The organism is Crossiella sp. CA-258035 (assembly GCF_030064675.1).
In the GTDB taxonomy this organism is placed as follows: domain Bacteria; phylum Actinomycetota; class Actinomycetes; order Mycobacteriales; family Pseudonocardiaceae; genus Crossiella.
This window is the reverse complement of the sequence record NZ_CP116413.1, coordinates 7688448-7715167: the sequence shown is the minus strand read 5'-3', so window position 1 is coordinate 7715167 and position 26720 is coordinate 7688448. Positions and strand designations below refer to the sequence as shown.

Here is a 26720-nt window from a genome sequence, read left to right as displayed (position 1 = left end):
CCGACGCACAGCCTCCGTTCGGCGCACGGGCGGGGTGATCCACGGACAACGCACGGCCTGGCTGGGCACCCTGACGGCATGTGGGAGGCGGGGGCCGGGACGGCCGACGAGGTGTTGACGCGGCTCCGGCGGGCATTGCCCGGTGGCGCGACCCGGGGTTGCGCCACACCGGCGGCCCGCCCGGAGTGCCCGGTCAGCCCGGACGGCAGGCACTGCCAGTCCGCCACCGGCGCTCCGGTCTGCCAGTTCTGCGGCGCGCCGATGTAAGCCAGCAGACGTGTTGGCCGTTCTCGTACCGAGTGTTGGCCGATCTCGTACTGAGTGTTGGCCGAAGTCGTACGCCGCGTTGGCCGAAGTGGGCGCTGGTGGGTACGGGAACGGCCAACACCGCGTCCAAGATCGGCCAACACACCGTACGAGAACGGCCAACACGGCGGGTGGGTTAGTAGGCGCTGGTTGGGATCCAGTCGGCGTGGCCGAAGCCGGCGCCGCCGGTCTGCGGCTCGAAGCTCCAGCCCTGGGTCGGGTCGGCCGGGTTGCAGTTGGCCAGCTGGATGGCCGCGCCCGCGGTCTCGTTGGCCGGGGCGAGGCAGACCGCGGGGTTGGCGGTGGCGCGCAGCAGGCCCTCCACCAGCCCCCAGCGCTGGTTGGCCGCGCCGGTGCACTCCTGTAGCTGGATGGGCGCGCCGGGGGCCAGGGCCGGACCGGCCGGGCCGAGGCAGCGGTCGTGGTTCAGCTCGATGTGCAGCGCCGCGGTGGCCGGGTCCCGCCAGAAGCCCTGGTTGCCGCCGCCGGTGCAGTTCCAGGCCAGCAGCTTGTAGCCGACCCTGGTCGAGTAGCCCTCGGCGTCGGCGCACAGGCCGGTCTTGGCGTTGCGCAGCTGCCGGAAGTCCAGCAGGCCGCGGTAGAGCGTGGCGGTGCCGGTGCTGGCCGGGTCCACGCAGGTGCCCTCCGGCCAGCTCGGGTTGGCGTAGAAGGCGGTCAGGCAGTCGCCGTAGGCGGTGTGGCCGGCCTCGTTGGGGTGGAAGGACTGCTGGCTGCCCAGGAAGGTCAGCCCGCGCGCCCACGGGGTGTCCGAGCACACCTCGTGCCCGTGCAGCAGGCGGCTGGTGTCCAGGTAGCGGACGCCGGTGTTCTTCGCGGCCTGCCGGATGGCGCGCTCCACCATCGGCACCACCTTGTTCCGGGCGAAGGCCTGGTCCTTGAGGTAGAGCAGGCAGCCGCCCTGGTTCCAGCCGGGGAACGTCGGGTTGTCCTCCACGTCGGGACCGAGCGGGCTCGGGTAGCTGCCGAGGACGAACTGGTAGTCGCCATCGCCGTAGCCGGCGTCCCGCATGGTCTGCCGGATGCTGGCGATGCCCTTCTCCAGCGCGGCCTGGGTGCCGTTGGCCCGCTGCTGCATGCCGTCGGTGTAGGTCGGCCAGCAGTTGCCTGCCAGCAACAGCCTGCGCCCGGCGCAGTCCTTGGCCAGCGGCCCGAACTCCAGCCCGCCGGTGTCGTTGGCCCCGGACATCAGCCAGATCAGCCTGACCCTGGTGTTGCGGGCCTTGATCGCCAGGCTGTCGCCCTGGTTGAGCTCGTCGAACTGCTTGGCGCCGCTGCGGTACACCAGGTGCGTGCTCTCCGCACCGGAGCACGCCAGGTTGAACCGAAGGTCGGTGTCGAACCGAGCCTGGTGCACCGCGGCGCCCACCGAACGGTGGCAGAAGTTCAGCGGACCGTCCGTGCCCGGTTCGTAGTTGCCGACGCCCTCACCCGAGACCTGGCTGTCCCCGAGGCTGACCACCGACGACTTGCGCTGTGCCGGCGGCCGCAGTTCCGGGCTGCCGTACAGCGAGGTCGACTCGCCCGCGCGGATCTTCTCCAGATCCGTGGGCAGCTCCCGCACCGCGCGGACGCGGGCCGAAGCGGGGACGGCCGGGGCGGCGAGCAGCCCGGCCAGGCAGGTCAGCAGCAGGGACAGACTCAGCAGTCGAGTGGGAAGTTCGGCGGTACGGACGCGGGTGGTGCGGCGGGCGGTCGTGAACACCCCATCCTTGTCGCACGTCCGGCACGGCGGCGGAACCCTCGGGGACGCCGGGTCACCCGAGGGTTCCACGCATGTACCCGGCCGGTTGACCGTTGCCGGGGCAAGTGTCAGCGCGTAGCCGGAACGCGGTCGCTACCGGAACAGCCGATCACCGGGGTTGGCCATGCGGTGCGTGCCGCCGTGCTGGGCCACCCAGTTGCGGACCGCCGCGATGGACTGCGAGCACTCCCAGCCGTCGTTGTACTCGGTCACCCGGTGCTTGGCCCAGCCGGCGATGATGCCGTTGACGCCGGCCTCGCCGAGCAACTTGTCCACGTACCAGGGGTCGTCGTAGTCGGTGGTCCAGGAGAAGGTGGCCGCGAGCGCGCCGGAGTCGCGGTACCCGGCCGCCTTCTTCAGCTCGGTGCAGGTGTAGTAGGTGGCCTCGGTGCAGTTGCCGAAGCCCTTGCGGATGTCGGAGTCGCCGTAGTCCATCGCCCGGCGGCCGTTCGGCAGGCCCGCGCCGTGCTTGGCGTAGACGCCCTGCACCGTGCCCAGTGAGCCGGTGGTGACGATCCCTTCCAGGTTGCCGAGCTTGCCCTGCAGGCTCTGCCAGCCCCGGCCGCCCACGTCCGGGGTGCTGCCGGGGTGGTACTCGTAGAACCCGTACAGCACCTGGATGCCGGCCGCGGTCAGCTTCTGCGCCTTGTCCCGCAGCCCGGCGACGCTGCACGTGCGGTTGGGCGCCTCACCGCAGTAGTTGGGGTCCTTGATGTCCAGCCAGACCAGGGACAGCCGCCGACCCGCCCGCGCCTCGGCCACGATCAGGTCGAACATGGTGTCCACGCTCGGGCCGTACCGGTTGTTGCCCGCCGAGGAGCAGTCGTGCCAGGCGCGCCATTCGTTCGGGTTCCACCAGGCGCACATGTCGATCTCGATGGCGTTGGCCCCGTGCTTGATCGCGGCCCGCACCCCGTCCGGCGTGTTCACCCGGTGCGCGATGGCGTAGATCGGCCGCTGCGCGGCGGCCACCGCGGGCGGGACACCGACGAACCCGATGCCGAGCACCGTGCAGAGTGTGGCCAGCACCGCTGCGAGTCTTCGCTGATTCACCGTCATCCCGATGATGCTGGCCGGGAAACCACGGCGGCGACCGGTTCGCGGGGAGAGTGTGCCTGTAGCGCCCAGGCGAACTGGCCGAACAGGCACCGAGCTCATCGGGACAGTTCGGACGCCGCCGGTGTAGTGAGCCGCTCCAGCACGAACCGGCTGACCTCGGCCACGTCGGCCTCCAGCAGCACGTCGATCCGGCGGCCGGTGGCATCCGGCATCCGGTTGCCGAAGGTCGCGCCGCGGCCGGGCCCGGTGCCGCAGTCCACCTCCACCGGCAGCGCGGTCCGCCGCAGCATGCCCGGCCTGGCCACCTCCAGCACGGCGAGCACGTCGTGCAGGGCGACCTCGTCCACGCCGTAGAAGGCCAGGTACTGCCTGCGGTAGTGGTCCACCACCTTGGCCAGCGTGGCCGCCGGGCCGCCCGCCGCGGCGAGCTGGGCCAGCCAGGGACCGTCCACGGCGCAGCGCAGCGACAGGTCCAGCGGGACCAGGCTGGTCGGCACGTCCTCCTCGACCAGCACCCGGCGCGCGGCCTCCGGGTCGCTCCAGACGTTGAACTCCGCGGCCGGAGTGGTGTTCCCGCTGGCCAGCCCGCCACCCATGATCGACAGTCGGCCGATCTTCGGCTTCAGCTCCGGGTAGCTGGCCAGCAGCAGCGCCACGTTGGTCAGCGGGCCGATGGCCACGATGGCCACCGGCGACTCGGCGGCGCGCAGGGTGTCGGCCATCAGCTGCACCGCGCCGCGCGGGTCCGGCGCGGCGGCGGCCTCGGGCAGCAGCGCGGACTGGCCACCGAGGCCGTCCGTGCCGTGCCAGCCCTCCGCGCGGAAGGCCGCCGGGTACACCAGCGGCCGGTCCGCGCCGATGCCCACCGGCACGTCGGTGCGGCCCAGCATGGTCAGCAGTCGCAGGGCGTTCGCGCTGGTCAGCTCGGGTCCGACGTTGCCGAAGACGGTGGTCACCGCGCGCAGGTCCAGCTCGGGGCTGTTCACCGCGAACAGGAAGGCCACCGCGTCGTCGATGCCGGGGTCGGTGTCCAGGATCAGTGGTGTGGGGCTCATGCGAGCACCTCCTCGACCTCGTCGCGGGTGGGCAGTGCGGGCTGGGCGCCGTGCCGGGTGGCGGTGAGCGCGCCGACCGCGCAGGCCCGGCGCAGCGCCTCGGTGTCCGACCGGCCCTCCAGCAGGCCGAGCATGAGCGCGGCGGTGAAGGCGTCCCCGGCCGCGGTGCCGTCGACCGCGGTGACGGTGGGCGGCTCGGCCTCGGCGACCTTGACGCCGTCCCGGCGCAGCTCCGCGCCTGCCGCGCCGTGGGTGATCGCGACCGTGCGGGCCAGGTCGATGTTCTCGATCGCCTCGAACTCGCCGCGGTTGACCACGACCAGGTCGGCCCGGCGCAGCACCGCATCCGGCACCGGCCGGGCCGGCGCGGCGTTGAGCGCGAAGAAGCCGGTGGCGTGCTCGGCCGCGGCCACCACGGCCGCCTCCGGCACCTCCAGCACGGTGAGCACCCCGTCCGAGCCCGCCAGTTGCGCGGGCTTGACCGCCAGGCGGGCGTTCGCGCCGGGCACCACCACGATGGTGGTCTCCGCGGACTCGTCCACCTCGATCAGCGCCAGCCCGGTCGGCCCCGGGACCTCGGTCAGTTCGGACAGGTCGACCCCGTCCGCGCGCAGCAGCGCCAGCGCCTCGGCGGCCAGCGCGTCGGTGCCGACCGCGGCGACCAGCCGCACCTCCGCGCCGAGGCGGCGCGCGGCCAGCGCCTGGTTCGCCCCCTTGCCGCCGGGGGCCTGGGCGTAGTGGGTGGCGGTGAGGGTCTCGCCGGGCTGGGGCAGGGCGGGCAGTCGCGCGATGAGGTCGAGATTGACGCTGCCGACGACGGTGATGGATACAGGCACGGCTCTATCCTGCCCTGGGTGTGTCTGTCCGGTCGTGTCTGCGAGAGTCGTGATCGAGCCGGTCGCTGGCGGTGCGGCCGGAACGGCCTCATACCGGGAGTATTCGGGCGTTCCGGCCGTGCCGCCAGCGACCGGCTCGGCGCGGCTATCGCGGGCACGACCGGGCAGACACACCCAGCACCCGCCCGTTAGGGTTCCCAATTCATGACGAGCATGTGGGGCGCGCCGCTCGCGTCGCGTCTGGGTTCGTGGCGGAAGTCACGGCGGGACCCCCGGCAGGCCAAGTTCCTGACCATGGACTCCCTGCGCTGGGTGGTCCGCAACCGCGCCTGGACGCCCTGGTACCTGGTCCGTTACTGGCGGCTGTTCCGCTTCCGGCTGCTCAACCCGCACGTGGTCCTGCGCGGCATGGTCTTCCTCGGCCGCAAGGTCGACCTGCACTGCCGGCCGGGGTACGGGAGGCTGGAGATCGGGCGCTGGGTGCACATCGGGGACGGCAACGCCATCCGCTGCCACGAGGGTTCGCTGCGCATCGGCGACAAGGCGGTCTTCGGCAAGGACAACGTGGTCAACTGCTACCTCGACATCGAGATCGGCGACTCCACGCTGGTCGCGGACTGGGTCTACATCTGCGACTTCGACCACGTCACCGCGGACATCCACCAGCCGATCAAGGACCAGGGCATCGTGAAGACCCCGGTCCGCCTCGGCCCGGACTGCTGGCTGGCGACCAAGGTGACCGTGCTGCGCGGCACCAGGGTCGGCCGGGGCTGTGTGCTGGGCGCGCACGCGGTGGTCAAGGGCGATGTGCCGGAGTACTCGATCGCGGTCGGCGCGCCTGCCCGGGTGGTGCGGGACCGGCGCGCGGACTACGAGGCGGACGCGGCCCGGCGCGCCGCGGTGGCGGACATGGCCCGCAAGGCCAAGGAGGCCATGCAGCAGAACCTGGGCGACTAGCCCCGTTCGAGCACCCACCCCGCGGCCGCCCGCCCCGAGTCCAGCGCACCGTCCACAGTGGACTCGATCACACCGCCCCAGGCCACCGTCTCGCCCAGCGGCGCGGTCACCAGCCGCGCCGCCGAGGGCTCCGGTCGCAGCACGTAGGCGCCGAGGGCGAACGGGTCCGCGGCCCAGTCGTGCCACGCCGCCCTGGTGTGCCGGATGTCCGGCCGGCCGCTGATCCGGCGCACCGCGAGCAGCGCCCGGTGTGTGCGCCGGGCCGCCGGCAGCGCCCACAGCTCGCGCGCGGCCTCGCCGACCGCCCAGGTCACCACGACCTGGCCGCGGTAGCCGCGGATCCCGGCGGAGGCGTCCCAGACCGCGCACGGGCCGTCGGAGAAGTCGGCGAAGGCGCGGCCGCGCCTGGGCAGCACCGAGCGCGGGAACTCCAGCAGGATCTTGGCCACCGGCAAGGGGTAAAGGCTTTCCAGGGCACGCCGGCGGTCCTCGGGCAGCGGTGGGGTGAACTCGACCGAGCCCGCCCGCAGCACGCCGAGCGGCAGGGTGAGCACGCACCGCCGTCCGCGCAGCACCGTGCCGTCCGCGGTGTGCAGCGCCACCCCGTCCGGTCCGTGCTCGACCCGCCGCACCACCACCCCGGTGCGCACGTCCAGCCCGGCGGCCAGTGGGGCGAGCACCTGGTCGTAGCCGCCGAGCACCCGGAAGTCGCCGCCCTCCCGCCAGGTCAGGTCCGGCAGCCGTCCGTTGAGCAGCGCCTCGGCCAGCAGCACGCCCTCCTCCGCCGGTTGCTCCCGCAGCGAGCCGAGATCGGCCTCCATGGCCAGCACGGCCAGCGGCAGGTTGCCCCTGGGCAGACCGGCCCTGGTCAGGTAGCTCTCCGCGTCCTCACCCGGCAGCGGCTCGGGCACCGGGCCGTCGTGCGCTGGCCGTCCGTGCGGCATGTGCCAGACCCGCCGCGAGCTCTCCGAGATCCACCGCGCGTCCGCGGTGCGCCGGATGTAGGCGCCCAGCGCCCTGGTCCGGACCCGGCGCAGCAGCGGCCAGGTGGAGACCCGGCTGCCGTGCACCAGCTCCGCGCCCAGCTCCACCGGCACCGGCATCGCCGCGCGGTCGGTCCACAGCCGCCCGCCGATCCGGTCCCTGGCCTCCACCACCAGCACCCGCCTGCCCGCGTCGGCCAGCGCCCGCGCCGCGCCCAGCCCGGCCGCGCCGGCCCCGACCACGAGCACATCCGCGTCGAACATCGAACTCCTCAGTCGAACCGGACGTGCCGGAGCTGCACCCGCCACCGCCGCAGCTGCGCGGTGACCGGATTGTCCCGGTTGGGCAGCAGCCGCAGTCCGGCCCGCGCGGCCACCTCCTCGGCGACCTGGGGCACGGTCAGGTTCTCGGTGGCCACGTGCTCGGCGAAGAGCGGATCGGCCAGCGCGGTGGCGCAGCGGTCGTACTGCAACGCCGCCCAGCCGTTGCGGGTCTCGCCCCGGCTGCGCAGCCGCCGCAGCAGCAGCTCCCGGTCCGGCACGGTCAGCGTGTAGTGGCTGACCTGGTGGCCCAGTTCGCGCAGCCCGCCAATGATCTCCTGGTAGTAGCCGGGGTTCACCAGCGTCATCGGCACGATCACCACGCCCGGCACCGACTTCGCGATCTGGTCCAGCATCTCCCTGGTGCCGGTGCGCCACAGCGGGATGTCCTGGAAGTCCGACCGCTGCTCCTTGGGCAGCATCCGGTGCATCCCGGCGCCGAAGTGCTCGGGGTCGGCGAGGTGACTCCCCGGCAGCCGGCGCTGGATCTCGTGCGACACCTGGGTCTTGCCCGCGCCGAAGGTTCCGTTGATCCACAACAGCATGAGGTCGAAGCTACCCGGACCGTGATCCGGCATCACCCGGTCGGCCCAGTATCACCCGCCAGAGGGCGGCTTAGGGTGCCTGTTCCTGTCGTCGTCGGGGATGAGCGGTGTGAGGTGGACCGTGTCCGTTCCCCGATTCAGGCTGCTGGCCGGACTGTGCGCCGGTGGCGCGTTGCTGGCCGGTTGTGGCGCGTCCCCCTCGGTGCAACCACCGCCGTTGCCGCAGACCTCCGTCACCACGGCCACGAGCACCACGACCACCACCGCGGCAACGACAACAACCGCGACCCCAACGCCGCCACCGGCCCCGCCGCAGCCGAGCCAACCGCCCCCGCCGCCACCGGCTCCGCGCACCTCGGCCAAGCCGCCGGCCCCGCCGAAGACCACGCCCAAACCGCCACCGCCGCCGCCCGCGGCCAAGACCGACCCCCGCTACCGGACCTGCAAGGAGGCCAAGTCGCACGGCCTCGGCCCGTACTACCTGGGCGTCGACCCGGAGTACCACTGGTACCGCGACGCCGACCACGACGGGAAGGTCTGCGAGTAGTCGCTACTCCCGGCCGAAGACGTTCCCGGACGGGATCTTCGGGCGGCCCAGCACCGGCCGGGGCCCTCGGGTGGTGGCGGCGTAGACCGCGGTGGTGTCGGCGGCGATCAGGTCCCAGTTGAAGTCGGTGGACAGCCTGGCCTTGGCCGCCCTGGCCCTGCGCTTGGCCGCGGCCGGGTCGGCCAGCACCGCGCGCACCGCGCTGGTCAGGCCGTCCAGGTCGCCGGGGGTGAAGGACAGGCCGGTGCGGCCGTGCTGGACCACCTCGCCGAGGCCGCCCGCGGTGGAGGCGACCAGGGGCGCGCCCGCGGCGGCGGCTTCCAGGGCGACGATGCCGAAGGGTTCGTAGCGGCTGGGCAGGATGACCGCGTCGGCGGCGGGCAGCAGGGCGGAGAGGTCGCGGTCGGCGAGGTGGCCGACGAAGTCCACCGCGCGGCGGATGCGCAGCTTGCGGGCGGCCTCGACCAGGTGCGGCTCGTGGATGCCCTTGCCGGCCACCACCAGGCGGGCGCCGGGGTGCGCGCGGCGGATCCGGGGCAGCGCGGCCAGCAGGTCCTGCACGCCCTTCTCCCACTCCAGCCTGCCGAAGAACAGCAGCAGCGGCGCGCCGTCGGGGGCGTGCCTGGCCCGGGCGGCGGCCACCTCGGCCTGGTCCACCCGCCAGCGGCGCGGCTCGATCCCGTTGTGCAGCACGGTGACCATCTCGGACTCCACCTCGAACAGGTGGGCGGCTTCGTCCCGCATCGCGGCCGAGCAGGTGATCAGGCCGTCGGCGGAGTTGGCCAGCCACCACTCCACCGAGTGCACCTGCTGGTTCAGCGTGTGCGACAGCCAGCCGCTGTGCCGCCCGGCCTCGGTGGCGTGGATGGTGGCGACCAGCGGCGCGTCCGCGGCCTCGGCCAGCGCGATCGCGGCGTGCGCGACCAGCCAGTCGTGCGCGTGCACCACCTGAGGCCGCCAGTCCCGCAGCAGCGCCAGCCCGGTGCGGATCATGGCGTGCCCCATGGCCAGCGTCCAGGCCACCAGGTCCTGCTCGAAGGTCAGGTGCGCCGGGTCCTCGGCCACCCGCAGCACCCGGACCCCCTCGCCGAGCACGTCCTCGCCGGGGTGGGTCACCGCGTCCGTGCCCGCCGGGTGGCGGCACAGCACGACCACCTCATGCCCTTGGGCGGCAAGGTTTTTCGCCAGCGCGTGCACATGACGGCCCAGGCCGCCGATCACGACCGGCGGGTACTCCCAGGACAACATCAGCACGCGCATGCGGACCCGTTCCTCCCCGTGTGTGCCGACAACCTACCCATCGGCGCGGACTCGCAGCGCACGCGCGTCCAGGTGGCCGAACAGGCCGTCCGGTCCGCGCAGCTCGGCGGCCAGCCGCAGCGCCCGGCCCCGGTCGCCCTCGGCGAGCAGCCGGGCCAGCTCGTGCGCGTGCCCGCCGTGGATCTTGGCCCGCCGCCGCGCGTAGTCGGCCGCGGAGTCCTTGGTCACCATGAACGCCCAGTCGCTGGACAGGCTCAGCAGGGTCTCCCGCAGCAGCTGGTCGAAGGCGGGGTCACGGGTGGTCCCGATCAGATGTCCGTCCACTGTGGACAGTACTCGGCGTTGCAGGTCCGCGCCGTCGGTGACCAGGTCGGCGACCTGCTCGCCGTCCCACACCCGCCAGTCCTTGCCGGAGCCCCAGGAGGAGGCGGGCAGCTCCACCGGCGCGCCCAGGTGACCGGCGGCCAGCGCGCCGCGCAGCGTGCTCACCCGCACCCCGGCCTCGGGCAGCGCGCGCAGCACCGCCTCCAGCCAGGCCGGGCCCTCGTGCCACCAGTGCCCGAACAGCTCGGTGTCGTAGGCGGCCACCACCAGGCCCGGCTTCCCGTCCCGCGCGGCCAGCTCGGTCAGCCGGCGCACCACGGTGTCCACGAAGTCCGCGGCGTGCCTGGCCACCGCGGCGGCGGCCAACTCCGGCTCGTACGGCCGTTTCTGCTCCGGCGGCACCTGTTTCCCGGTGACCCGCGAGGGTTTCAGCCCGGACGGGTGGTCGTAGGTGTGGAAGTCCCGGTAGGCCGGATCGCCCGGGTAGCCGGCCTTGGGCGACCAGACCCGGTAGGTCACCTCAAGATCGCGGCCGAAGCAGATCACGTCCGAGGAGCCGACCGGCCGCGCGGTCGCGGTGTCGCCGTGCAGGGCCGGACCGTCGACCAGGAACCGGCGCACCCCGGCCGCCGCGTACCCGGTCTCCATGCCCGGCGCGTAACCGCATTCCGGGGCCCAGATCCCTTCCGGCGCACGGCCGATCCGCGACGCGGTGTCCGCCAGACCCAGTCGCAGCGCGAACTCGCGCAGCCGGGGGTCCAGCAGCGGCTGGAACGGGTGCGTGGCCGGGCCGCCCAGCAGCTCGATGGTTCCGTTGTCCGCCAACGGTCGCAGCACCGGGGAGAAGCCGTGCCGCCAGCGCGACTCGAACTCCGCCAGGGTGGCGCTGGCCTGCCGGTGCTCGGCCGCGGCCAGCTCGCGCAGCAGCGGATCGCCGTGCTGCCAACGGGTTCCGGCGTAGTGCGCGCGGTTGAGCCAGGAGCCGAGCCAGTGGTGGTAGGCGCGCAGCGCGTACGGGTCGTCCAGCTGCGCGGCCAGCACCGGGGTCACGCCCAGGGTCAGCACGTCCCGGCGGCCCTCGGCGGCGAAGTTCTCCAGCATGCGCAGCAGCGGCTGGTAGGAGTGCGCCCAGGCCTGGTAGAGCCATTCCTCGCCGACCGGCCACACGCCGTGGTGGCTCAGCCAGGGCAGGTGGCTGTGCAGCACCAGGCTGAAGGTGCCGATCGGCGCCCGGCTCACGGCCGCACCGCCACGGCCACCAGGTCCAGGCTGGCGTCGATGTCCCCGGTGTGGATGGCGAAGTCCGCGACGGACACCCCGGCCACGTCGGTGAGCAGCGGTTCCGGCCAGGGCTGCCCGGAGAGCACCACCGCCACCTGCGCGTCGATGATCGACCCGCCGTGCGCGGCGTCCAGCTCGCGCAGCCGCGGCCCGTGGTGCAGCCCGGCCAGCAGCTCCACCCGGAACCCGGCCGCGCGCAGCAGCTCGTCCAGCTCCGATCCGGCGAGCTCACGGGTGTGGAACGGGTTCAGCGGGGTGTCCCGGCCGGGGGAGAAGGTGATCCGGTTCGGCGTGGTCAGCAGCAGCCGCCCGCCCGGCCGCAGCACCCGCAGGCACTCGGCCAGGAACCCCGGCTGGTCCCACAGGTGCTCGATCACCTGGAGGTTGGCCACCACGTCCACCGCGCCGTCGGCCAGCGGCAGCGCGGCCAGGTTCCCGCGCAGCACCGCCACCCTCGGGTAGGCCCTGGCCACGTGCGCCACGGTCAGCTCGTCGTAGTCCAGCCCGACCACCCGCGCGGCCACCGAGGCGATCAGGTCCGCGCCGTAGCCCTCCCCGCAACCGGCCTCCAGCACGGTCGCGCCCGCGCAGTGCGGCAGCAGCGCCGCGTAGGCCGCCTCGTGCCGACGGAACCAGTAGTTCTCCTCGGCGATGCCTGGGACAGTGCGCTCACCGGTGAGCGGCAGCGATTCGGCGGTCACCCCCGGTACCCTACCGGTCAGTAACTCCAGGTACGAGGGTCAGCCTCCGCCGAACCCGCGCGCACTGGCCGCGTCGGCCCACCGGTAGTCGGCCACCGAGTCGGTCCCGGCCTTGGCGAAGCGCCCGTACACCCCCGGCACCAGGTCCGCGGCGGCCCGCAGCGCGGCCTCGGTCTCGGTGTAGCGCGGCCGGAACGCCTGGCCGAGCACGCCGGAGCCGAGCGCGCCGGTCGCCGCGGCCAGCGCCTCCCGGTCGGCGTGCCAGGCTCGCTCGTAGGCGTCGGCGGTGTCGGCCACCGAGCGCATCGCGGCCTCGGCGGCCGCCAGGTCCAGGTCGGCGAAGTGCACATCAGCTCCAGATGAGCATCGTCAGTTCCAGATCGGGTAGTCGGGCTCGTGGTCGCGCTCGCGGATGATGTCGTCCTGCTCGCCCACGATCAGCGCGGCGATGTTGTGCTCGGAGGTGCCGCCGCGCACGCTGTAGCCGGAGTGGCCGGAGCCGGGCAGGCGCGGGGCCTCACCCGGGTAGGGCGAGGGGGCGGTGCCGGGCTCGCCGTGGATGGCGGGCAGCCGGGACGGGTCGCCGCCGAAGGCGCCGGCGTCCGCGACCGGGTCGTTCCGGGTCTCCTGCACCAGCACCCGGTCCGGGGACAGACCCAGCTGCCCGGGGTCCAGCGTGCCGACGCCGGGAGAGCCCCAGACCGCGGCCCGGTCCACGCCGGTGCCCTGCAACAGGGCCAGGCCGGTGGTGGTCGAGCCGTAGGAGTGGCCGAGCGCGGTCAGCTCCGGGTCCACCGGGCGGGCCGCGTCGATGCCGCGCAGGAACGGGGCCAGCTTGTCCGCGCCCGCCCTGGCCGCCTGGTCCAGCCCGACGGTCTGACTGGGGTTCAGCAGGCTGTCTCCGGTCAGCTGCGGCGCCTGGTAGCCGATCCAGGTCACCGTGGCCACCGTCTCGCCCTCGCGGCCGTTGCGCGCCAGCACCGCCAGGCTCCGGTCCCGCAGCGCGTTCAGGTCCTCGTCGTAGCCGCGCAGCGAGCCGTCCACCGTGCTGGTCAGGCCGGGGGTGAACACCGCGACGTGCTTGGCGTTGTCCACATCGCCGTTGCCGATGGCCGCCTCCACCCGCTCGCCCTGGGTGTTCAACAGCAGCACGCTGCGCCCCTCCCTCGTGGCCACGTCCCGCACCGCCTCGACCGAGGCCAGCTTGGCGTCGATGGCGGCCAGGCGCTTCTGGTGCTCGGTGAAGGCCTGCTCCCGGTCCCAGTACAGGAACGGCCGGTCGCCGTTCTCGTACTGCCGGATGAGCTCGGCCCGCTCGGCCAGCAGCCGGTCCCGCTCGATGTCCAGCCGCAGCCGGTTGGCCTCGTCCCTGGCCGCGAACGGGATGCCGTCCAGGTTGCCGATCCACTCCGGGTGCTCCCGGATGATCGCCTGCTGGTCCGGCTTGCTCAGCGCGTTCCACCAGGCCGCGTTGTCCTCCGGCGAGCCGCCTGGCGGGGGCGGTTTGAGCCCGCCGAGCGGCTCGGGCACCGTGCCCGCGCTGAACCCGCCGTTGATCCGCTCGGCCGCGTCGGCAACCAGCTGTTCCACCTGGTCGGCGACCTGCCCGGCGTAGATCAGCGGGGCCGAGACGCCCAGCGCGGGAGCGGTCAGCAGGAAGGTCTTGAGGAAGCCGGGCGTGCTCTCCTCGATGTACTGCGCGATCGCCTGCTTCGTGCCGCGCACCTCGGCGGCGAACCGGCCCGCGTCGTCGGCGACCTTGGTCATCTCGGCCTCGATCCGGCGGAACTCGGCGGAGTCGCGCAGCTTGCCGGCCATCGCCAGACCGGCGGCGTCCGGCCACACCCCGGTCACCTCGGCGCCGGTGCGCTCGACCTTCTCGATGGTCTGGCCGAGGCTGCCCGCGCTGCTCGTCCAGCGCCTGGCCAGCTCGTCCACCTGGTCCTCGTCGGTGTCCGGCCACGGCACCCGCAGGCGGACCAGCGCCCACAGCGGGCTGGACGGCTCGGCGATCGGCATGCCGGAAAGTCTCGGATCACCCGGCCGGGCCCGGTCGCCGCTGGCAGTTTCCTGCCGTCAGCGCAGCGGGGAGATGGTCACGCCCAGGGCCCCCGGCCCCACGTGTGCTCCTATTATCGAGCTGACCTGCGTCAACAGGAACTCCCGGCCGTAGCTGATCCGGGACTGGAGCTCTTCGAGCAGCTTGCGCGCCCGCTCCGGCGAGCCGAAGTGCTCCACCGCCACGTCCACCGGCCGGTCGCCAGCCCGCTCCACCGCGGCCTCCACCAGCTTCTCCAGCGCCCGGTCGGTGCCGCGGACCTTGGTGAAGGGCACGATCTGGCCGCGGTGCAGGGTCAGCACCGGCTTGATGCCCAGCGCGGTGCCGATCAGCGCCGAGGCCGCGCCGATCCGGCCGCCCTTGCGCAGCCAGTCCAGGGTGTCCACGTAGATGAACTCGCTGGCGTGGTGGCAGCGGAACTGGGCGATGCCCTGCACCTGGGCCACGTTCGCGCCGTTGCCCGCCGCCTCGGCCGCGGCCAGCGCGCCGTAGCCCAGGCTCATCCCGCAGGACTGCGAGTCGATGATGTACACCGGGATGCGGGCCTGCGCGGCGGCTTCCCTGGCCGCGTTCAGGGTCTGGGACAGCTCACCGGAGAGGTGCACCGACACCACCGCCTGCGCGCCCTTGGCCGCGGCCTCCTGGTAGGTCCAGAAGAAGGCCGCCGAGGGTGGCGGCGAGGTGGTCACCGGGATCTGGTCGCGCATCGCCTGGGCCACCTCGTCCGGCGGCAGGTAGGCCTCGTCGCTGGCCTTGTCACCCACCTGGAGCTGCAACTGGACCACGGAGATGCCCATGCGCTCGGCGAGCCCGCTCGGCAGGCAGGCCGTCGAGTCGGTCACCACTGCTACTCGCCGGTACATGGCAGAGCACGCTAGACGCCGTATTAAAGGTTTGCATCCAGGGAAGCGGTTTCAGTGCCCTATCTCGCCCCTGTGGGCACCCGGGAGGTGAGCACTGTCACCAATCGGGCCTGCTGGGGCCGCCTTGCAGGCAGATTACTCACGGGTAACATGCAGGTGGTCGAGGCCACCGTGCACAAGGTGCTTTCGACGTGGGAAGGTTCGCCAAGATCCTCCCGCACAGGTGGATGCCGTCCTTGGTCTCGGAGGTCGAAGAGGACCCATGAACATCGTCGTCCTGGTCAAGCAGGTGCCTGACACCTATTCCGAGCGCAAGCTCACCGATGCCGACCACACGTTGGACCGTGACTCGGCCGACGCCGTGCTCGATGAGATCAACGAGCGCGCGGTCGAAGAAGCCCTCCGCATCCAGGAGGCGCACGGCGGCGAGGTGACCGTGGTCGCCATGGGCCCCGAGCGCACCACCGAGGCCATCCGCAAGGCCCTGTCCATGGGCGCGGACAAGGCCGTTCACCTCAGCGACCCCGCGCTGCACGGCTCCTGCCAGGTGGCCACCGCCAAGGCGCTGGCCAAGCTGGTCGGCTCCATCGAGGGCGTTGATCTGGTCATCGCGGGCAACGAGTCCAGCGACGGCCGCGGTGGCGCGGTGCCCGCCATGGTGGGCGAGGTGCTCGGCCTGCCGGTGATCACCCAGGCCAGCAAGGTCGAGCTGACCGACACCACGGTCAAGGTCGAGCGGGTCACCGACGAGGGCCTGGCCTTCGTCGAGGCGAACCTGCCCGCGCTGGTCAGCGTGACCGAGAAGATCAACGAGCCGCGGTACCCGTCCTTCAAGGGCATCATGGCCGCCAAGAAGAAGCCGGTGGAGACCAAGTCCATCGCCGACGCCGGTATCGACGCGGGCGAGGTCGGCCTGGCCAACGCCAGCACCAAGGTCGTCGAGGCCGCGCCGAAGCCCCCGCGCTCCGGCGGCCAGAAGGTCGAGGACGACGGCACCGGCGGCACCAAGATCGTCGAGTACCTGTCCGCGCAGAAGCTCGTCTGAGAAGCAGGAGGAGGAAGACCCATGTCCGAGGTACTGGTCCTCGTCGACCACGTGGACGGCGAGATCAAGAAGTCGACCTTCGAGCTGCTCTCGGCGGCGCGCTCCATCGGTGAGCCCAGCGCGGTCGTGGTCGGCGCGCCCGGCACGGCGGCCAAGCTGAAGGAGTCGCTGGCCGGCTACGGCGCGGCCAAGGTGTACGTGGCCGAGTCCGAGGAGGCCGCCAGCGTGCTGGTCTCCCCGAAGGTCGCGGTGCTGGCCGAGCTCCTCGGCCGGGTCAGCCCGGCCGCGGTGCTGGTCTCGGCCACCATCGACGGCAAGGAGATCGCCGGTCGGCTGGCCATCAGGGTCGGCTCCGGCGTGCTCACCGACGCGGTGGACGTGGCCGCCGACGGCACCGCCACCCAGTCCGTCTTCGGTGGCTCCTACACGGTGAAGTCCCAGGTCACCTCGGGGGTGCCGATCATCTCGGTGCGTCCGGGCGCGATCGAGGCCAGCCCGGCCGACGGCGCCGCCGCGGAGGAGACCGTCGAGGTCCCCGCCGCCGGTGACCGGGTCGCCCGCGTGACCGGCCGGGAGCCGGTGGTCGGCGGCGACCGCCCCGAACTGTCCGAGGCCACCGTGGTCGTCTCCGGCGGCCGTGGCGTGGGCAGCGCGGAGAACTTCAGCGTGGTCGAGCAGCTCGCGGACAGCCTGGGCGCCGCGGTCGGCGCCTCCCGCGCCGCGGTGGACTCCGGCTACTACCCGCACCAGTTCCAGGTCGGCCAGACCGGCAAGACGGTCGCCCCGCAGCTCTACATCGCGCTGGGCATCTCCGGCGCGATCCAGCACCGCGCGGGCATGCAGACCTCGAAGACGATCGTGGCGGTGAACAAGGACGCCGAGGCGCCGATCTTCGAGATCGCCGACTTCGGCATCGTCGGGGACCTGTTCAAGGTCGCCCCGCAGCTCACCGACGAGATCGGCAAGCGCAAGGGCTGAACCGTTCCACCACCTGTCCGGGTGCTTAGCCCGACAGGATGAAGTTGACCTCCGAGGGGGTTCCGGCGCCGGAAACGGCCGCCGGAACCCCCTCGGTCGTGTCTCGCCAGCTCACACGGGTTTCACACTCAGGGTGTCCCCGGAGGCGGCACAGGGTCTTCACCGATTTTCCACCGACGCGTCATCGAATGGACTTTCCTCCGGCCGAATGGCCCGGTAGACCGAGTGCATGACGCAGTCCAGACTGCTGGTCAGCACCGCTACCGAGGGCGCGGACCTGTCCGACGACACTCCGCGCTACTCGCTCCTGGTCGCCAGGGACAGCGAGGAAGTGCGCGCCGCGCAGCGCCTGCGCTACCGCGTCTTCGCCGGTGAGATGGGCGCGAACATCGCCGCCCGCACCCCCGGCGTGGACGAGGACTACTTCGACGAGTTCTGCGACCACCTGGTGGTCAGGGACGACCGCTCCCAGGAGATCGTCGGCACCTACCGGATGCTGCCGCCGGAGCGGGCCGCCGAGGCAGGCCGGCTCTACTCCGACAGCGAGTTCGACCTCAGCGCGCTCGACCCGCTGCGGCCGGGGCTGGTGGAGGCCGGACGCTCCTGCGTGCACCCGGACCACCGCACCGGCTCCGTGGTCGGGCTGGTGTGGGCCGGCATCGCCCGGTACATGCTGCTCTCCGGGCACTCCTGGCTGGGCGGCTGCGCCTCGGTGCCGCTGACCGACGGCGGCTCCTACGCGGCCAGCGTCTGGGACATCGTGCGCACCCGGCACTACGCGCCGGAGGAGTACCGGGTCACCCCGCGCGAGCCGTGGGACCCCGACGGCGTGGCGCGCATCCCGCAGGCCACCCTGCCCGCGCTGCTCAAGGGCTACCTGCGGATCGGGGCCTGGGTGTGCGGGCGGCCGGCGCACGACCCGGAGTTCGGCGTGGCCGACATGTACGTGCTGCTGTCCATGCAGCGGGTGGACCAGCGGTACCTGAGCTTCCTGCTCGGCCCGGAGTTCGCCCAGTTGCGGGACAAGGGTGGGCTGCCGCCGCAGCCGCGCGCCGGCGGGACCACGCCTTCGGGTAGTGCTCAGCCGCCAGTCAGGCGAGGTTCCCCGTAGGTTCAGCCGGACTGGGCACCCTGGAACCATGACCGCTGGTCCAGCAGAGGCACTGCACTCCTGGATGCCGCACTCCCCGTGCGGGGCATGGTGTCTGCCCACCGGAGACGCACTGCCGAAGGTTTCCCCGGCCCGGCGCGCGCTGCGCCTGGCGACCCTGGTCGCGGTGGTCCTGACCGGACCGCTGTGCGCCCTGACCCTGTCCGTGCTCGGCCCCCGCGGCCGGGCGGCGGTGATCCGTGGCTGGTTCCGCATGGTGCTGGGCGCGCTCGGCGTCCGGCTGCGGGTGTACCGGCCCGGCGCGCTCAGCCTCGCGCCGGAGGAGCGTGAGCGGCCCCGCGACCGCGGCGTGCTCGTGGTCGGCAACCACAGCTCCTGGCTGGACATCGTGGCGCTGAACGCGTTGCAGCCGGTGCGCATGCTGGCCAAGGCCCAGGTGCGGCACTGGCCGCTGATCGGCGCGCTGGCCGCCCGCGCCGGCACCTTCTTCGTGGACCGGCCCAGGCTGTCCACCCTGCCGGCCACCGTGGCCGAGGTGGCAGGCGCGCTGCGCGGCGGCGCGGCGGTTGGCGTGTTCCCCGAGGGCACCACCTGGTGCGGCCAGGCCACCGGGCGCTGGAAACGCGCGGCGTTCCAGGCCGCGATCGACGCGGGCGTGCCCGCCCGGCCGGTCGCGCTCCGGTTCGTGGTCGACGAGCAGTGCACCACGGCGGCGGGCTTCCTCGGCGAGGAGACCCTGCTGACCGCGCTGCTGCGCACCGCGGCGTTGCGCGGGCTGGTGATCGAGGCCTCGGTGCTGCCGCTGGTCTCGCCGGAGGGCCATGACCGGCGCTCGATGGCCGCGGCGGCCGAGGCCGCGGTGACGGAGGCGCTCGGGCAGCCCGAGGCCGAGCACGCCGTGCCGGAGGTGGCCGCGGCGGCGTGAGCAGGCCCTCGCGGAAAAGGGCTGGACCTCCACCGCACTGGAGCATGCAGAGTGCGGGGGTGACCTCGTCGACGACCGGTACCCGGCCCCCCTCCGCGCTCTGGGCGCCCGACCGCCGGGCCACCACCACCGGACTGCTGCTGCTCATCACGCTGGCCGCCTTCGAGGCGATGGGCCTGGGCACCGCGCTGCCCACGATCATCGCCGAGCTGGACGGCGCCTCGCTGTACTCCTGGCCGTTCACCGCGTTCCTGGCGGCCAGCATCATCGGCAACGTCTTCGCCGGGCGGGTCTCCGACCGGGTCGGCCCGGTGCCGGGGATCATCGCCGGGCCGACGCTGTTCTTCATCGGCCTGATCGTGGCCGGCACCGCGGACACGATGACCCAGCTGCTCATCGGCCGGGCCTTCCAGGGCCTGGGCGCGGGTTCGCAGATCGTCGCGCTCTACGTCATGGTCGCCATCGTCTACCCGGAGCGGGACCGGCCCGCGGTCTTCGGCGCGCTGTCCGCGGCCTGGGTGGTGCCCGCGCTGGTCGGGCCGACCGTGGCCGGGGTGCTGGTGCAGTACGCGAGCTGGCGCTGGGTCTTCCTCGGCCTGGCCCCGCTGGTGCTGATCGGCGCGCTGCTGCTGGGCCCGACCATCCGCTCGCTGCGGGCTCGGGAACGCGAGGAGGTCGCCAGCACCCCGCGCAAGTGGCTGCCGCTGGCCGCCTTCGCCGCCGGGGTCGGGCTGCCCGCGCTGACCTGGGCCAGCCAGCACCCGCAGTGGTCCTCGCTGGTCATCGGCGCGGTCGGGCTGGTGCTGCTGGCTCCCGCGCTGCGCCAGCTGTTGCCCAAGGGCACGCTGCTGGCCCGCCGCGGCCTGCCGGTGACGGTGCTGCTGCGCGGCATGCTCTCCGGCTCCTTCTTCGCGGTGGAGGCATACCTGCCGCTGACCCTGACCTCGGTGCACCACTACTCGCCCGCCACCGCGGGCATCCCGCTGACCGTGGGCGCGCTGGGCTGGTCGGTGGCCTCGATGTGGCAGGGCCGCTACCCGGACCTGCCCCGGCACGTGCTCATCCGGCGCGGCTTCACCCTGGTCGCGATCGCGCTGGCCGGGCTGGTGTTCATCGCGCCGGCCTGGGGGCCGTCCTGGCTGTCCATCCCGCTGTGGATCCTGGCCGGGTCCGGCATGGGCCTGGCCATGGCCAGCACCTCGGTGAAGGTGCTCAGCATGTCCGAGCCGGGCGACCGGGGGTTCAACTCGGGCGCGCTGCAGATCTCCGACCTGCTGCTCCAGGCGGTCTGCGTGGGCATCGGCGGCGTGCTGCTCAACCTGCTGGGCTCCACCACCGACCCGACCACCGCTGTGATCGTGCTCAACCTGCTGATGGCGGCGGTCGCCACGATGGGGGCTTTCCTCGCGGGCCGGTCTACCCTTGACGGGCGATGAGCGTTTATCTCGACCACGCGGCGACCACCCCGATGCTTCCGGGGGCGGTCGCCGCGATGAGTGAGGCGTTGTCCGGACTGGGCAACGCCTCCTCGCTGCACTCCGCCGGTCGTCAGGCGCGCAGGCTCATCGAGGAGGCCCGCGAGGACATCGCCGCGGCCTTCGGCGCCCGGCCGACCGAGCTGCTGTTCACCGGCGGCGGCACGGAGAGCGACAACCTCGCGGTCAAGGGCATCTACTGGGCCCGCCGGCAGGCCGATCCGCGCCGCCGCCGGGTGCTGGTCTCCTCGGTGGAGCACCACGCGGTGCTGGACGCGGCGGAGTGGCTGGCCGCGCACGAGGACGCCGAGCTGACCTGGTTGGAGGCCGACCACAGCGGGCGGATCCAGCCGGAGACCCTGGCCGCCGCGATCGAGACCGACCCGGACAGCGTGGCCCTGGTCAGCGTGATGCTGGCCAACAACGAGGTCGGCACGGTCAACCCGGTCCGCGCGCTGGCCGAGGTGGCGCACCGGCACGGCATCCCGCTGCACACCGACGCGGTGCAGGCCGCGGGCGTGCTGCCGGTGGACTTCGCCGCGCTCGGCGCGGACGCGCTCACCCTCACCGGGCACAAGTTCGGCGGCCCCTACGGCATCGGCCTGCTGCTGCTGAGCCGGGACACCGCCTGCGTGCCGCTGCTGCACGGCGGCGGGCAGGAGCGCGAGGTCCGCTCCGGCACCCTGGACGTGCCCTCGGCGCTCGGCCTGGCCGCCGCCGCCCGGCAGGCCGCGGCCGAGCGGGAGCGCCGCGCGGCCGAGCTGACCGCGCTGCGCGCCGAGCTGGCCGCCGCGGTGCTGGCCGCGGTGCCCGACGCGGTGCTCAACGGCGACGACTTCGAGTCCACTGTGGACGGTATGCCGGGGCGGCTGCCCGGCAACGCGCACTTCACCTTCCCCGGCTGCGAGGGCGACAGCCTGCTGATGCTGCTGGACGCCAAGGGCATCGAGTGCTCCACCGGCTCGGCCTGCACCGCGGGCGTCGCCCAGCCCAGCCACGTGCTGCTGGCCATGGGCGCTGACCCGTCCTCGGCCCGCGGCTCGCTGCGCTTCTCCCTCGGCCACACCTCCACCGCCGCCGACGTGGCCGCACTGGGCGCGGCCATCGGCCCGGTGGTGGCGCGGGCCCGCAGCGCCGGACTGGCGGGCCTGCGGCGATCGGTCCGACCCCCGGCAGGAGTCTGAGATGGGCAAACGAGTACTGGCCGCGATGAGCGGCGGGGTCGACTCGGCCGTGGCCGCCGCGCGGGCGGTCGAGGCCGGGCACGAGGTGACCGGGGTGCACCTGGCGCTCTCGGCCAAGCCGGGCACGCTGCGCACCGGGTCCCGCGGCTGCTGCACCATCGAGGACTCGCACGACGCCCGCCGCGCCGCGGACGTGCTCGGCATCCCGTTCTACGTCTGGGACTTCGCCGAGCGGTTCACCGAGGACGTGATCGAGGACTTCGTCGCCGAGTACGCCGCCGGTCGCACCCCGAATCCCTGCCTGCGCTGCAACGAGAAGATCAAGTTCGCCGCGCTGCTGGACAAGGCGATCGCGCTCGGCTTCGACGCGGTGGCCACCGGCCACTACGCCCGGCTGGCCCAGGTGGACGGCCGCCCCGAGCTGCGCCGCAGCGCGGACGGTGGCAAGGACCAGTCCTACGTGCTCGCCTCGCTGACCCCGGAACAGCTCAGCCACGCGATGTTCCCGCTCGGCGGCTCCACCAAGACCGCGGTGCGCGCCGAGGCCGAGCAGCGCGGCCTGTCCGTGGCGAACAAGCCGGACAGCCACGACATCTGCTTCATCCCCGACGGCGACACCCGGAAGTTCTTGCAGCGCAAGCTCGGCGCCCGGCCCGGCGAGCTGGTCGACGACGCCACCGGCGAGGTGCTCGGCGCCCACGAGGGCGTGCACGGCTTCACCATCGGCCAGCGGCACGGCCTCGGCCTGGACCGCCCGGCCCCGGACGGCCGCCCGCGCTACGTGCTGTCCCTGGAACCGGTCTCCGGCACGGTCCGGGTGGGCAGCCGGGATCGTCTCCAGGTCACCGAGCTGGTCGGCGAGCGGGCGATCTGGCCCTCCGGGGTGCCGCTGGACGGGCCGGTGGAGTGCGTGGTGCAGGTGCGCGCGCACGGCGGCACCGCGGCCGCGGTGGCCCAGCTGCGCGGCGAGCAGGTGGTGGTCAGCCTGCGCGAGCCGCTCGGCGGCGTGGCCCCCGGCCAGGGCCTGGTGCTCTACCGCGAGGACGCGGCCCAGGGCGACCTGGTGCTGGGCGCGGCCACCATCACTCGGACGCGCTGACCAGCACCCGGTCCCGGCCCAGCTCGGTGCGCAGCTTCACCGCCACCAGCACCGAGAGCAGCAGCAGGGTGAGCGAGTTGGTCGCGATGATCACCGTGTCCGCGCGCCCGATGCCGTAGAGCACCCAGCAGAACACGCCCGAGCCCAGCGCGACCAGGTAGACCCAGGAGAAGTCGCGCGCGCTGCGCCGCTTCAGGCAGCGCACCACCTGCGGCAGCCAGCAGGCCGTGGTCAACACCCCTGCCAGCGCACCAATCAGCGTGATCACCTGGACACCCCCTGTCACCTGTACGGACTTTATTCTGAATGAGAACAAAAGGAGCGTGGCAGGCTAGGGGGCGTGAGCACAACCCCGTTTGCCGAACCCGCGGCCCAGCGCCTGCTCTCGCTGGCGCACCGGCACGGGCCGCTGACCAGAGCGGATCTCAGCCGCCGCCTGGACCTGGCGCGCAGCGCGACCGGGAGTGCGATCACCGAGTTGGAGCAGCTGGGCCTGATCCAGTGCGGCCCGCCCGCCGACGGCCCGCGCCGCCTGGGCCGTCCTTCGCCGCAGGTGTCGGTGGTGCCGCGGCCCAGGGTGCTGGCCGCCCAGGTCCGCTCACGCTCGCTGAGCATCGCCGCGGTCGGCCTCGGCCGGGCGGTCACCGACCGCACCGAGGTCCCGCTGGCCCCTGACGAGCGCACCCCCGAGGCGGTGGCCGACCGGCTGGCCGCGCTGGCCCGCCCGCTGCTGCGCCGCCACCAGGGGCTGACCGGGCTGGCCATCGCGCTGCCCGCGGTGCTGGACGCGCCGAACGGCCAGATCCACGCCGCCTTCCACCTGGGCTGGACCGACGTGCCGTTCAAGCGGCTGCTCGCCGAGCGCCTGCCCGGCCTGGACCTGTACCCGTGCAACGACGGCCACCTGGCCGCGCTGGCCGAGAGCAGGCACGGGGCGGCCCAGCAGGCCAGGGTGGCGGTGGTGCTGGGCGGCGACGACGTGGGCATCGGCGGCGGCCTGGTCCAGCACGGCGTCACCTTCGACGGCAGCGCCGGCCACGCCCTGGAAGCCGGTCACCTCCAGCTGAGCACCGCCGAGCCCAGCCGCTGCCCCTGCGGCGCGACCTCCTGCTTCGAGACCCAGGCCGACGCCCGCGCGCTGCTCCGGCACGCCGGCATCCCGTTCACCGACACCACCGACCCGCGCGCCGCGGTCGCCGAGGTGCTGGCCGACCCCCGGCACACCGCCGCGGTGCTGGCCACCGCGGACCGGATCGGCGCCGGCCTGGCCGTGCTGGTCACCCTGCTCAACCCGGACCTGGTCATCCTCACCGGCCAGCTGGCCGCCATGCACGGCGCGCCCGGCGCCCGCGAGCGCATCCTGGCCGGCATGGAGACCTCACACGTGGCCCGCATCCACCCGGTCCCGGTGACCACCGCCGCCCTGCCCGACCCGGTGCTCATCGGCGCGGCCGAACTGGCCCTGGCCCCACTCCTGGCCGCCCCCAGAACCGCCACCACCGCCACCGGCTAACCCCGCCGAGTGTTGGCCGTTGTCGTACGCCTCGTTGGCCGTTGTGGACTGGGCTGCCGTCCACAACGGCCAAACTGGCGTACGCCACCGGCCAACACTCGGGGTGGGGTCAGGCGTCGGTGGGGAGCCAGTCGGTGTTGGCTCCGCAGAGGACCACGCAGGGTGCTTCGGTGGGGACCTCGTCCTTGAGCCACAACGCGAACGGCACCGCGGCGGCCGGCTCCACGGCCAGCCGGAACTCCTCCCACAACCGGTCCCTGGCCGCCAGCAGCTCCGCGTCGGTGACCAGGTGCGACTCCACACCGGCCGCGCGCAGGACGGCGAAGGTCAGCTCGCCCGCCTTGGCCGCGCCCAGTGCGGACATCGCCACCGAGTCCACCTCGGTGTGCACCGGCTCGCCCGCTCGCAGTGCCGCGTGCAGGCAGTCGCAGCCGGTCGGCTCGACCGCGACGATCCGCCGCGCCGTGCCCAGCGCCAGGCCGGCGGCCAGCCCGCCGCCGCCGACCGCGACGAACACCGCGTCCACCTCCGGCGCGTCCGCCACGATCTCCAGGCCGACCGTGCCCTGGCCGGCGATCACCGCCGGGTCGTCGTAGGCGGAGACGAACCGGGTGCCCGGCTGCTCGCCCTCCAGCCGGGCCGCCTCGTTGGCCTCGGGGTAGGTCTGGTGGTGCACCACCTCGGCCCCGGTCTCCTTGATCCGCCGGATCTTGCTCTCCGCGGCGTAGCTGGGCACGTGCACCCTGGTCGGCAGGTCCAGCAGCCGGGCCGCGGTGCCGACGGCGAACCCGTGGTTGCCGCCGCTGACCGTGGCCACCCGCGCCGGCCGGTCACCGGTGAGCAGCGCGTTGGTCGCGCCGCGCAGCTTGAACGAGCCGGTCAGCTGGAGCTGCTCCAGCTTCAGCCACAGCGGCCTGCCGTCCAGCACTACCCGCGTCATCGGCGTGCGCCGGACGTACGGGGCGATCCGCTCGGCCGCGCTGGCCACATCCGCCGGGGTCGGGAGTCGAGTCATGACCCCAGCCTGCCCCCGGCGAGCCTTCAGCAGAAGCGATGTCTGCTCGGGGGTTTGTAGCGATACTCAAGGCATGGACGCCGACCGACTGCGGGTGCTGGTCGAGGTCGCGCACGCCGGTTCGATCAGCGCCGCCGCGGCCCGGCTGTCGGTCACCCCCTCCGCGCTGTCCCAGCAGCTGGCCAAGCTGGAGCGCGCGGTCGGGGTCCGGCTGCTGGACCGCGGTCCCGGCGGGGTGCGGCCGACCGAGGCGGGCGCGGTGCTGGTGCGGCACGGCGAACGGGTGCTCGGCGAACTGCGCGACGCCGAGGACGCGGTGCGCGCGCTGCTGGGCCAGCGCCCGGAACGGATCGCGCTGGGCACCTTCGCCACCGCGGGCGCGCTGCTGGTGCCCGCGGTGCTGGCCGAGTTCCGGCAGCGGCACCCGACGGTCCGGCTGGCCCTGCTCGACATCGAGCCGCCGGAGGGCTACGGCCTGATCGCCTCCCGCGAGCTGGACCTGCTGATCACCCACCGCTACACCGGGGTGACCCTGCCCCCGTTGGGCGGCGCGCGGCGGCACCGCCTGCTCACCGACCCGCTCCGGCTGGTGCTGCCCGCCGGCCACCGGCTGGCGGCCGCCGAGCGGATCACCCTGGCCGAGCTGGCCGGGGAGGAGTGGATCAGCGGCAGCCCCGGCGTGCCCAACCGGACCTGCCTGCAAGCGCTGGCCGCCCGGACCCGGCTGGACCTGCACGTGGCCTTCGAGACCCGCGACTACGGCGTGACGCTCGGCTTGCTCAGCGCCGGGGTCGGCGTCTCCCTGGTCCCGGCCAGCGTGCTCGGCGCGGCCGACACCCGGCGGCTGGCGGTGCGCTCTTTGACCGGCCTGTCGCCGGTGCGCGAGGTGCACGTGGTGCACCGGGCCCGCCCGCTGCCGCTGACCGCGGAGGTGGTGCGGCTGCTCACCGCGGCGGGCGCGAAGATGTACCGGCAGACCACCGGGAGGAGCGGCGACCATGACCGATCGTGAGGAGCGCTCCTACCGGCGCGCCCAGCTGCTCGACGACCCCAGGTTCGAGCGGTTCCGCCCGCTGCCCGCCCGCCGCCGCCTGGTCGGCGCGTTGACCGCGCTGCTGGCGGCCGAGGCCGCGCTGTTCATCCTGCTGCCGGGAAATCCGGTGGTGCTGCTGGTGATCGCGGTGGTGCTGACCGCGGCCTGCGTGCTGTGCATCGGGCTGCTCAAGGCCTCCACCAGAGGCGTGGAGGAGCTGCCGGAGCGCAACCTGGACGAGTACCAGTGGCAGCTGCGCGGCGAGGTCTACGCCCGCGCCTACCGGATCGGCCAGGCCCTGCTGCTGGCCGAGCTGGTCGCGGTCGGCGGCTGGCTCGCCTTCGACCTGCCCAGTCCCGGCCGCGGCGTGGTGATCGCCGCGCTGTTGATCCCGTTCCAGCTCGCGGTCGTCCTGCCCACCATGGTCGCCGCCTGGCACCGCAGGGTGTAACCCGACTGCCGCGTGTAGAAGCGCTGCTCGCC

Annotated in this window: 27 protein-coding genes; 13 read left to right on the top strand and 14 right to left on the bottom strand. The window is 73.5% G+C overall.

Annotated features, from left to right (window positions below; genetic code table 11):
- The first annotated feature begins 78 nt into the window (after positions 1 to 78).
- Positions 79 to 267, top strand: a complete 189-nt coding sequence (locus tag N8J89_RS34715; RefSeq protein WP_283661174.1) for a hypothetical protein — start codon at positions 79 to 81, stop codon at positions 265 to 267.
- 175 nt (positions 268 to 442) lie between these two features.
- On the opposite strand, the gene N8J89_RS34710 is transcribed toward N8J89_RS34715, so the two are convergent.
- The 4 genes from N8J89_RS34710 to N8J89_RS34695 all read right to left on the bottom strand — a co-directional run bounded on the left by N8J89_RS34710 (position 443) and on the right by N8J89_RS34695 (position 5018).
- The gene (locus N8J89_RS34710; RefSeq protein ID WP_283661173.1) at positions 443 to 2029 is read right to left on the bottom strand and encodes a ricin-type beta-trefoil lectin domain protein; all 1587 of its coding nucleotides are present in this window, start codon (positions 2027 to 2029) and stop codon (positions 443 to 445) included.
- 132 nt (positions 2030 to 2161) lie between these two features.
- Positions 2162 to 3097: a PI-PLC domain-containing protein gene (locus N8J89_RS34705; RefSeq protein WP_283661172.1), complete on the bottom strand. Its 936-nt coding sequence runs from the start codon at positions 3095 to 3097 to the stop codon at positions 2162 to 2164.
- Positions 3098 to 3222: 125 nt separating this feature from the next.
- The gene (locus tag N8J89_RS34700) at positions 3223 to 4182 is read right to left on the bottom strand and encodes a nucleoside hydrolase (RefSeq protein ID WP_283661171.1); all 960 of its coding nucleotides are present in this window, start codon (positions 4180 to 4182) and stop codon (positions 3223 to 3225) included.
- Positions 4179 to 5018, bottom strand: coding sequence for a ribokinase (locus N8J89_RS34695; protein WP_283661170.1), 840 nt, complete (start codon positions 5016 to 5018; stop codon positions 4179 to 4181). Before N8J89_RS34695 ends, N8J89_RS34700 begins: the two co-directional genes overlap by 4 nt.
- Positions 5019 to 5222: 204 nt before the next feature.
- On the opposite strand from N8J89_RS34695, the gene N8J89_RS34690 reads away from it, so the two are divergent.
- Entirely contained in the window at positions 5223 to 5975 is a 753-nt protein-coding gene (locus tag N8J89_RS34690; protein ID WP_252485034.1) for an acyltransferase, read from the top strand.
- Here N8J89_RS34690 and N8J89_RS34685 read toward each other — a convergent pair.
- Positions 5972 to 7222 (bottom strand): flavin monoamine oxidase family protein, encoded by a 1251-nt coding sequence (locus N8J89_RS34685; protein WP_283661169.1) that lies wholly within the window; start codon positions 7220 to 7222, stop codon positions 5972 to 5974. The genes N8J89_RS34690 and N8J89_RS34685 overlap by 4 nt on opposite strands.
- Before the next feature lie 8 nt (positions 7223 to 7230).
- Positions 7231 to 7824, bottom strand: coding sequence for an AAA family ATPase (locus tag N8J89_RS34680; protein WP_283661168.1), 594 nt, complete (start codon positions 7822 to 7824; stop codon positions 7231 to 7233).
- 121 nt (positions 7825 to 7945) lie between these two features.
- On the opposite strand from N8J89_RS34680, the gene N8J89_RS34675 reads away from it, so the two are divergent.
- The gene (locus N8J89_RS34675) at positions 7946 to 8371 is read left to right on the top strand and encodes an excalibur calcium-binding domain-containing protein (protein WP_283661167.1); all 426 of its coding nucleotides are present in this window, start codon (positions 7946 to 7948) and stop codon (positions 8369 to 8371) included.
- Between the two features lie 3 nt (positions 8372 to 8374).
- Here N8J89_RS34675 and N8J89_RS34670 read toward each other — a convergent pair whose 3' ends face one another.
- Genes N8J89_RS34670 through N8J89_RS34645 form a run of 6 tightly spaced genes read right to left on the bottom strand, consistent with a single transcriptional unit; the run spans position 8375 to position 14838 of the window.
- Positions 8375 to 9631 (bottom strand): glycosyltransferase family 4 protein, encoded by a 1257-nt coding sequence (locus tag N8J89_RS34670; RefSeq protein WP_283661166.1) that lies wholly within the window; start codon positions 9629 to 9631, stop codon positions 8375 to 8377.
- Between the two features lie 33 nt (positions 9632 to 9664).
- On the bottom strand, positions 9665 to 11194 hold the full coding sequence (locus N8J89_RS34665) for a 1,4-alpha-glucan branching protein domain-containing protein (RefSeq protein WP_283661165.1): 1530 nt from the start codon (positions 11192 to 11194) through the stop codon (positions 9665 to 9667).
- A complete protein-coding gene (locus N8J89_RS34660; protein WP_283661164.1) occupies positions 11191 to 11937 on the bottom strand; it encodes a class I SAM-dependent methyltransferase in 747 nt (248 codons plus the stop codon). Before N8J89_RS34660 ends, N8J89_RS34665 begins: the two co-directional genes overlap by 4 nt.
- A 39-nt stretch (positions 11938 to 11976) precedes the next feature.
- Complete coding sequence (locus N8J89_RS34655; protein ID WP_283661163.1) at positions 11977 to 12285, bottom strand: hypothetical protein; 309 nt, start codon at positions 12283 to 12285, stop codon at positions 11977 to 11979.
- 21 nt (positions 12286 to 12306) lie between these two features.
- Positions 12307 to 13956, bottom strand: coding sequence for an alpha/beta hydrolase (locus N8J89_RS34650; RefSeq protein WP_283661162.1), 1650 nt, complete (start codon positions 13954 to 13956; stop codon positions 12307 to 12309).
- A gap of 57 nt (positions 13957 to 14013) precedes the next feature.
- Entirely contained in the window at positions 14014 to 14838 is an 825-nt protein-coding gene (locus N8J89_RS34645; RefSeq protein ID WP_349497421.1) for a DegV family protein, read from the bottom strand.
- Positions 14839 to 15121: 283 nt separating this feature from the next.
- Here N8J89_RS34645 and N8J89_RS34640 point away from each other — a divergent pair, with 283 nt between their 5' ends.
- The 7 genes from N8J89_RS34640 to mnmA all read left to right on the top strand — a co-directional run bounded on the left by N8J89_RS34640 (position 15122) and on the right by mnmA (position 22676).
- Complete coding sequence (locus tag N8J89_RS34640) at positions 15122 to 15904, top strand: electron transfer flavoprotein subunit beta/FixA family protein (protein WP_283661160.1); 783 nt, start codon at positions 15122 to 15124, stop codon at positions 15902 to 15904.
- A gap of 21 nt (positions 15905 to 15925) precedes the next feature.
- The gene (locus N8J89_RS34635; protein ID WP_283661159.1) at positions 15926 to 16882 is read left to right on the top strand and encodes an electron transfer flavoprotein subunit alpha/FixB family protein; all 957 of its coding nucleotides are present in this window, start codon (positions 15926 to 15928) and stop codon (positions 16880 to 16882) included.
- Positions 16883 to 17111: 229 nt separating this feature from the next.
- Positions 17112 to 17993: a GNAT family N-acetyltransferase gene (locus N8J89_RS34630; RefSeq protein ID WP_283661158.1), complete on the top strand. Its 882-nt coding sequence runs from the start codon at positions 17112 to 17114 to the stop codon at positions 17991 to 17993.
- A 28-nt stretch (positions 17994 to 18021) separates the two neighbouring features.
- Positions 18022 to 18918: a lysophospholipid acyltransferase family protein gene (locus N8J89_RS34625; protein ID WP_283661157.1), complete on the top strand. Its 897-nt coding sequence runs from the start codon at positions 18022 to 18024 to the stop codon at positions 18916 to 18918.
- A 59-nt stretch (positions 18919 to 18977) separates the two neighbouring features.
- Positions 18978 to 20354 carry an MFS transporter gene (locus tag N8J89_RS34620; protein ID WP_283661156.1) on the top strand — a complete coding sequence of 459 codons (1377 nt, stop codon included), beginning with the start codon at positions 18978 to 18980 and terminating at the stop codon, positions 20352 to 20354.
- Positions 20351 to 21577 carry a cysteine desulfurase family protein gene (locus tag N8J89_RS34615; RefSeq protein WP_283661155.1) on the top strand — a complete coding sequence of 409 codons (1227 nt, stop codon included), beginning with the start codon at positions 20351 to 20353 and terminating at the stop codon, positions 21575 to 21577. Before N8J89_RS34620 ends, N8J89_RS34615 begins: the two co-directional genes overlap by 4 nt.
- Position 21578: 1 nt before the next feature.
- Positions 21579 to 22676 carry a tRNA 2-thiouridine(34) synthase MnmA gene (gene mnmA, locus N8J89_RS34610; protein WP_283661154.1) on the top strand — a complete coding sequence of 366 codons (1098 nt, stop codon included), beginning with the start codon at positions 21579 to 21581 and terminating at the stop codon, positions 22674 to 22676.
- Here mnmA and N8J89_RS34605 read toward each other — a convergent pair.
- Positions 22660 to 22944, bottom strand: a complete 285-nt coding sequence (locus tag N8J89_RS34605) for a SemiSWEET family sugar transporter (RefSeq protein WP_283661153.1) — start codon at positions 22942 to 22944, stop codon at positions 22660 to 22662. The genes mnmA and N8J89_RS34605 overlap by 17 nt on opposite strands.
- Positions 22945 to 23016: 72 nt before the next feature.
- Between N8J89_RS34605 and N8J89_RS34600 the strand changes: the two genes are divergently transcribed.
- A complete protein-coding gene (locus N8J89_RS34600; protein WP_283661152.1) occupies positions 23017 to 24189 on the top strand; it encodes an ROK family protein in 1173 nt (390 codons plus the stop codon).
- A 109-nt stretch (positions 24190 to 24298) separates the two neighbouring features.
- On the opposite strand, the gene N8J89_RS34595 is transcribed toward N8J89_RS34600, so the two are convergent.
- Positions 24299 to 25204 carry a serine/threonine dehydratase gene (locus N8J89_RS34595; RefSeq protein ID WP_283661151.1) on the bottom strand — a complete coding sequence of 302 codons (906 nt, stop codon included), beginning with the start codon at positions 25202 to 25204 and terminating at the stop codon, positions 24299 to 24301.
- A gap of 73 nt (positions 25205 to 25277) precedes the next feature.
- Between N8J89_RS34595 and N8J89_RS34590 the strand changes: the two genes are divergently transcribed.
- Together N8J89_RS34590 and N8J89_RS34585 are read left to right on the top strand one after the other, a co-directional pair.
- Positions 25278 to 26216, top strand: a complete 939-nt coding sequence (locus tag N8J89_RS34590; protein ID WP_283661150.1) for a LysR family transcriptional regulator — start codon at positions 25278 to 25280, stop codon at positions 26214 to 26216.
- Positions 26203 to 26688 carry a hypothetical protein gene (locus N8J89_RS34585; protein ID WP_283661149.1) on the top strand — a complete coding sequence of 162 codons (486 nt, stop codon included), beginning with the start codon at positions 26203 to 26205 and terminating at the stop codon, positions 26686 to 26688. Before N8J89_RS34590 ends, N8J89_RS34585 begins: the two co-directional genes overlap by 14 nt.
- The last annotated feature ends 32 nt before the right edge of the window (positions 26689 to 26720 follow it).

Bases quoted from the DNA above. Each gene is read 5' to 3' on its own strand.
- N8J89_RS34715 (WP_283661174.1), top strand. From the start codon at position 79: ATGTGGGAGGCGGGGGCCGGGACGGCCGACGAGGTGTTGACGCGGCTC.
- N8J89_RS34700 (WP_283661171.1), bottom strand. From the start codon at position 4,182: ATGAGCCCCACACCACTGATCCTGGACACCGACCCCGGCATCGACGAC.
- N8J89_RS34690 (WP_252485034.1), top strand. From the start codon at position 5,223: ATGACGAGCATGTGGGGCGCGCCGCTCGCGTCGCGTCTGGGTTCGTGG.
- N8J89_RS34685 (WP_283661169.1), bottom strand. From the start codon at position 7,222: ATGTTCGACGCGGATGTGCTCGTGGTCGGGGCCGGCGCGGCCGGGCTG.
- N8J89_RS34680 (WP_283661168.1), bottom strand. From the start codon at position 7,824: ATGCTGTTGTGGATCAACGGAACCTTCGGCGCGGGCAAGACCCAGGTG.
- N8J89_RS34670 (WP_283661166.1), bottom strand. From the start codon at position 9,631: ATGCGCGTGCTGATGTTGTCCTGGGAGTACCCGCCGGTCGTGATCGGC.
- N8J89_RS34650 (WP_283661162.1), bottom strand. From the start codon at position 13,956: ATGCCGATCGCCGAGCCGTCCAGCCCGCTGTGGGCGCTGGTCCGCCTG.
- N8J89_RS34640 (WP_283661160.1), top strand. From the start codon at position 15,122: ATGAACATCGTCGTCCTGGTCAAGCAGGTGCCTGACACCTATTCCGAG.
- N8J89_RS34635 (WP_283661159.1), top strand. From the start codon at position 15,926: ATGTCCGAGGTACTGGTCCTCGTCGACCACGTGGACGGCGAGATCAAG.
- N8J89_RS34630 (WP_283661158.1), top strand. From the start codon at position 17,112: ATGACGCAGTCCAGACTGCTGGTCAGCACCGCTACCGAGGGCGCGGAC.
- N8J89_RS34625 (WP_283661157.1), top strand. From the start codon at position 18,022: ATGACCGCTGGTCCAGCAGAGGCACTGCACTCCTGGATGCCGCACTCC.
- N8J89_RS34615 (WP_283661155.1), top strand. From the start codon at position 20,351: ATGAGCGTTTATCTCGACCACGCGGCGACCACCCCGATGCTTCCGGGG.
- mnmA (WP_283661154.1), top strand. From the start codon at position 21,579: ATGGGCAAACGAGTACTGGCCGCGATGAGCGGCGGGGTCGACTCGGCC.
- N8J89_RS34595 (WP_283661151.1), bottom strand. From the start codon at position 25,204: ATGACTCGACTCCCGACCCCGGCGGATGTGGCCAGCGCGGCCGAGCGG.
- N8J89_RS34590 (WP_283661150.1), top strand. From the start codon at position 25,278: ATGGACGCCGACCGACTGCGGGTGCTGGTCGAGGTCGCGCACGCCGGT.
- N8J89_RS34585 (WP_283661149.1), top strand. From the start codon at position 26,203: ATGACCGATCGTGAGGAGCGCTCCTACCGGCGCGCCCAGCTGCTCGAC.